General features: G+C 72.5%; 3 protein-coding genes and 1 pseudogene. All 4 read left to right on the top strand.

The annotated features are described in order from the left end of the window. Positions 1-815 (top strand): annotated as a pseudogene (locus D7X74_RS44680) (chemotaxis protein CheR); the annotation flags it as partial. Continuing rightward, positions 815-1,429 carry a chemotaxis protein CheW gene (locus tag D7X74_RS40505; protein ID WP_120538269.1) on the top strand — a complete coding sequence of 205 codons (615 nt, stop codon included), beginning with the start codon at positions 815-817 and terminating at the stop codon, positions 1,427-1,429. The pseudogene D7X74_RS44680 and the gene D7X74_RS40505, both read left to right, overlap by 1 nt. Further along, positions 1,426-3,069 (top strand): methyl-accepting chemotaxis protein, encoded by a 1,644-nt coding sequence (locus D7X74_RS40500; protein ID WP_120538268.1) that lies wholly within the window; start codon positions 1,426-1,428, stop codon positions 3,067-3,069. The genes D7X74_RS40505 and D7X74_RS40500 overlap by 4 nt, the downstream gene beginning before the upstream one ends. 3 nt (positions 3,070-3,072) lie before the next feature. Beyond that, positions 3,073-3,558 (top strand): Hpt domain-containing protein (locus D7X74_RS40495; RefSeq protein WP_233602464.1); only part of this gene is annotated, 486 nt, incomplete at its 3' end.

The following is a 3,558-nucleotide window of genomic DNA, read 5'->3' as shown; positions in this document are numbered from 1 at the left end:
CGCCCCCCGTCCGCTTCGCTTCGGATCCAGCCGAAGGGTCGGATGGCGCCCGCTTCACTCCGACCCCAGGCCAGACGTCGGCTTCTTTCGAGGGTGCCCGCTTCGCTTCAGGTCCGGCCTCCGGGGAGACGGCGAGGGCCTTCGATGGCTCCCTCTTCGCATCGGGAGAGGCCTCGGGTTCCTTCGATGGCGCCCGCTTCGCTTCGGGCGAGGCGTCCGGATCCTTTCCGGTCCCCAATGCCTTCGAGCCACGCGCCACGCCTGCCCCGGTCCCTCCCAGGCCCGTCGCTCCCGCAGCCCGTTTCGCGCTGAGCGTGGAGGCCCGGGAGGCCGTGCGGCAGGCCCTGGCGCGCGGTGACTGGCGCGAGGCCTCGAAGCGGGCGGGCGCTCAAGCGGCCGACCTGGATCAGGCCCTGGAGGCGGTCCGTACGCTGGCCAACCTGGATCCCCGCGCGGCGGTGTTCGCGTGCGGAGAGGCGGTGGTTCGTCACCCGCTGGTCGCCGGCCTGCGGTATCTGGAGGCGCTGCTGCTCCTGGGCCAGTCGCGGCTGCCCGACGCGGAGAAGTCCGCCCGGCAGGCGCTCTACCTGGAGCCGGGCCTCGCCGTGGGCCACCTGCTGCTGGGCCATGTGCTGCGCCGGCAGGACCAGGCCGCCGCCGCCGCTCGGGCATACCGGGAGGCGGAAGGGCTGTGTCGGAAGTTGCCGCCGGAGGCGCTGGTGCCGCTGGCGGAGGGTGAACGAGCGGGAGCCCTGGCGGATGTGGCGCGCGCGGAGTGGCGGCGCCTGGAGCTTGAAGGCGGAGGGGCGAGCTGATGCCGAAGCGCGAGGGAGTCATCGACTGGGAGAAGGCCCGGGCCCGCCTGGAGGAGCTGGAGCGCGCCACCGAGGCGCGCGAGGCCTACTCCGACGAAGCGGCGAGCGAACAGCTTGACGCGCGCGCACGCGCCCTGGCCCGCCCTCCCGAGATTCCGGTGGTGCCCGGCAGCCAGCGCGAGGTGGTGCGCTTTCGCGCCGCGGGCCAGTCCTACGCGCTGGAGTCGCGCTTCATCCTGGAGGTGATGCGCGCGCCGGAGCTCACCCCGCTGCCGGGCGCGCCGCCGCTGCTGCGCGGCCTGACGCTGCTGCGCGGCGAGGTGCTGCCCGTGGTGGAGCTGGCGCCGCTGTTCGGCCGGCCCGCCGCCCAGGCCCATGGGCCGGTGCTGGTGGTGGGCACCACGCGCCCGGAGCTGGGGCTGCGCACGGATGAAGTGACGGAGGTGGCGGTGCTGACGGGCACGGAGCTGTTGCCCGCGCCCCCCTCCCTGGATGAGGAAGCGGGCGCGCTGGTGTCCGGCGTCAGCCCCGACGGCACACTCGTCCTGGAGGGAGAGGCCCTCCTGGGTGACGGTCGTCTCGTGTTCGAGCTGTCCGAAGAAGGAGTCGCATGAGCATCGGGAATCGCATCGCGCTGGGATTCGGGCTGTCCCTGCTGGTCCTGCTGGTGATCGCTGGCGTCGCCTTCCAGGGCGCGCAGCAGCTCACCACCACGACGGAGGGACTGCTGAGGGCCCATGAGAACTTCCGCGTCCTGCGCGAGGTGCGCGCGCTGCTGGTGGACGCGGAGACGGGGCAGCGCGGCTTCATCATCACCGGCGAGGACCGCTACCTGGGGCCCTACAACGCCGCGCTCGGCAACCTCCAGGAGGACCTGACCAACCTGCGGACGGCCATGGCCGCGTATCCCGAGCAGCGCGCGCGGCTGAACCGGCTGGAGCCCATCATCAGTGCCCGGCTGGAGCGGCTGCAGGAGGGCATCCGCCTGCGTCGCGAGAAGGGCATGGAGGCTGCGGCGACCATCGTCCAGAACGGCCGGGGCCTGGAGCTGATGGACCAGGTGCGCAACCACATCGGCGAGATGCTCGACATCGAGCAGCAGCGCTGGGAGCGCGACGCCGAAGAAGCCCGGCAGGCCGCGCAGCGCAGCGTGTGGGTGCTGGGCATTGGCACCCTGCTGGGCCTGGCCATCGTCGGCCTGGGCAGCTTCGTCATCACCCGGGGCATCACCACCCCGCTGCGCAAGCTCACCGTCGGCGCTGAGCAGCTGGGCCGCGGAGAGCTGTCCCACCGCATCGACGTGAAGGGCCGCGACGAGATGGCGGAGCTGGCGAACGCCTTCAACGCCATGGCCGAGCGCCGCCAGGTGGCCGAGGTGCAGCTGGCGAAGCAGGCCGAGCAGCGCGAGCACACGCTCAAGACGGTGGCGGAGTTCGTCAACCAGCTCGCGGGCGCGTCCTCCGAAATCCTCGCCAGCACCACCGAGCAGGTGGCTGGCGCCCAGGAGCAGGGCAGCGCCGTCACGGAGACGGTGAGCACCATCGAGGAGATCACCAAGACGTCGGAGGAGGCCGCCGGCCGCGCCCGCGCGGTGAGCGAGTCCGCCCGTCACTCGGAGGAGGTCGGCCGCTCCGGTCGCCGCGCCGTGGAAGAGGCCGTGTCCGCGATGGGCGCCGTGCGCGACCAGGTGGAGTCCATCGCCTCGCGCATCCTCGCCCTGGCCGAACAGGCCCAGGCCATTGGCGACATCATCACCACCGTCAACGACATCTCCGAACAGACGCACATGCTGGCGCTCAACGCCTCCATCGAGGCGAGCCGCGCGGGCGAGCACGGCCGCGGCTTCGCCGTCGTCGCCTCGGAGGTGAAGGCCCTGGCGGACCAGTCCAAGAAGGCCACCTCGCAGGTGCGGCAGATCCTGGGACAAATCCAGAAGGCCACGCACGGCGCGGTGATGACCACGGAGGAGGGCACCAAGAGCGTGTCGTCCGCTACGCGCGTCGTCACCGAGGCGGGCACCACCATCCAGCAGTTGGCGGACCTGCTCACGCAGGCGTCGCTCACCGCCGCGCAGATCGCCGCGTCCGCCAACCAGCAGGCCACCGGCATCGGGCAGATCCGCCAGGCGATGCACGACGTGAACCAGGCCACGCAGCAGGGCCTCATCTCGTCGCGTCAGACGGAGCGGGCGATGCAGGACATCAACGCCATGGGCCAGAAGCTCAAGGGGCTGCTCGGGGAGTTCGGGCGCTAACGCATGGATCGCGACCGGCTGGCGCAGGCACTGCTGGATTCGTTCCTGGAGGAGCTGGAGGGGCACGTCGTGTCCCTCAACCGGGACCTGCTCGCGCTGGAGCAGGCCCCGGCGCGCGCGCGGGAGCTCATCCCCGGCCTGCTGCGCACGCTGCACAGCGTGAAGGGCGCGTCGCGCGCGGCCAGCGCCAGTCTGGTGGAGACCGCCTGCCACCGGCTGGAAGAGGTGCTGGAGCCGCTCATCCACGGGCGCGCCCCGTCACCGGACCTGTTCGAGTTGTGCTTCGCCACGGTGGACGCGCTGGACGACGCGGGCCGCCGGCTGGCGTCGCGCCAGGACCTGTCCGGCTCGCCGCTGGAGTCCCTGCTGCCGCAGTTGGAGCAGGCGGCCCAGGGCGCGCCGCCTCCGCCCCCCGCGGCACCGGAGCCCCCGCCCGAAATCGCGCGGGCCACCGCGAAGCTTCCGCCAAAGGCCCCCGAACCCCACGCC

The organism is Corallococcus sp. CA047B, from assembly GCF_003612065.1.
In the GTDB taxonomy this organism is placed as follows: Bacteria; Myxococcota; Myxococcia; order Myxococcales; family Myxococcaceae; genus Corallococcus; species Corallococcus praedator.
This window is presented reverse-complemented; position numbering and strand designations above follow the sequence as displayed.